Source organism: Bradyrhizobium sp. SHOUNA76, assembly GCF_023006445.1.
In the GTDB taxonomy this organism is placed as follows: domain Bacteria; phylum Pseudomonadota; class Alphaproteobacteria; order Rhizobiales; family Xanthobacteraceae; genus Bradyrhizobium.
Window position 1 is genome coordinate 1 of the sequence record NZ_JALBHA010000926.1, and the last position, 1,147, is coordinate 1,147.

At 65.1% G+C, this 1,147-nt stretch carries 2 protein-coding genes and 1 pseudogene; all 3 read left to right on the forward strand.

Annotated elements, in window-relative coordinates; all coding sequences use genetic code 11:
• Positions 1-61: 61 nt before the first annotated feature.
• A complete protein-coding gene (locus MOV74_RS38640) occupies positions 62-499 on the forward strand; it encodes an SRPBCC family protein (protein ID WP_246932815.1) in 438 nt (145 codons plus the stop codon).
• Positions 500-501: 2 nt separating this feature from the next.
• Positions 502-945 carry an SRPBCC family protein gene (locus MOV74_RS38645; RefSeq protein ID WP_246932817.1) on the forward strand — a complete coding sequence of 148 codons (444 nt, stop codon included), beginning with the start codon at positions 502-504 and terminating at the stop codon, positions 943-945.
• Between the two features lie 2 nt (positions 946-947).
• Positions 948-1,147 (forward strand): annotated as a pseudogene (locus MOV74_RS38650) (FAD binding domain-containing protein); the annotation flags it as partial.

Sequence of the window (1,147 nt, forward strand, 5' to 3'; positions counted from 1 at the left end):
GGCCGAGGGCGGCGAACCGCCGGCCGAGCGCGGGCCGCGGAAGAAGAGCTGAGGTCGCATTATGGCTCGCGTCTACGTCTCCACCGTCGTCAACGCCCGCAACGACCGCGTCTGGGCGCGGGTGCGCGATTTCAACGGCCTGCCGAACTGGCATCCGGCCATTGCCGAAAGCCGTATCGAGGGCGGCGAGCCCTCCGACAAGATCGGTTGTGTGCGAGATTTTCGCCTGCGCAACGGCGACCGCATCCGCGAGAAGCTGCTCGGCCTCTCCGATTACGACATGTTCTGCACCTATTCGATCCTGGAATCGCCGATGGGCGTCGAGAACTACGTCGCAACGCTGCGGCTGACCCCCGTCACCGACGGCGACCAGACCTTCATGGAATGGACCGCCGAGTTCGACTGCGCGCCGGAGCGAGAGATCGAACTCGTCAGCAATATCGGCGGCGGCGTGTTCCAGGGCGGATTTGATGCGCTCAAGCGCGTGTTCGGAGGCTAGCCGTGCCGCATATCGTCAAAAGCACGATTTTGAACGCGCCGACCGACGCGGCGTGGAACGTGCTGCGCGATTTCAACGGGCACGATCGCTGGCATCCGGCGGTCGCGACATCCTCGATCGAACGCGCGCAATCCGCCGACAAGATCGGCTGCGTCAGGCGGTTCAAGCTCAACGACGGCTCCGAGCTGCGCGAGCAACTGCTGGCGCTGTCGGACCTGGAACAGTCCTTCAGCTATTGCCTGCTCGATACGCCGGTGCCGATGTTCAACTACGTCGCCCATGTCCGGCTGCTGCCGGTCACCGACGGCGACCGGACCTTCTGGCACTGGGAGTCCCGCTTCACCACCAAGCCGGAGGATCGCGACCGCATCACCCATATGGTCGCGGAGGACATCTATCAGGCAGGCTTCGAGGCGATCCGCCGGCATCTGAAGGAGGCCGCATAATCATGGCCGTGACCGTGAAGACTTTCACAAGCGCCAGCGAGGCGGCCGGCGCGCTGTCCTCGGACCGCAGCGCGCGCTATCTCGGCGGCGGAACGTTGGTGATGCGGGCGCTGAACGAGGGGGATGTTTCCGTCTCGACCGTCGTGCGCGCACAGGACCTGGCGCTGACCCGGATCGACGCCTCAGGACCGCGCATCACGTT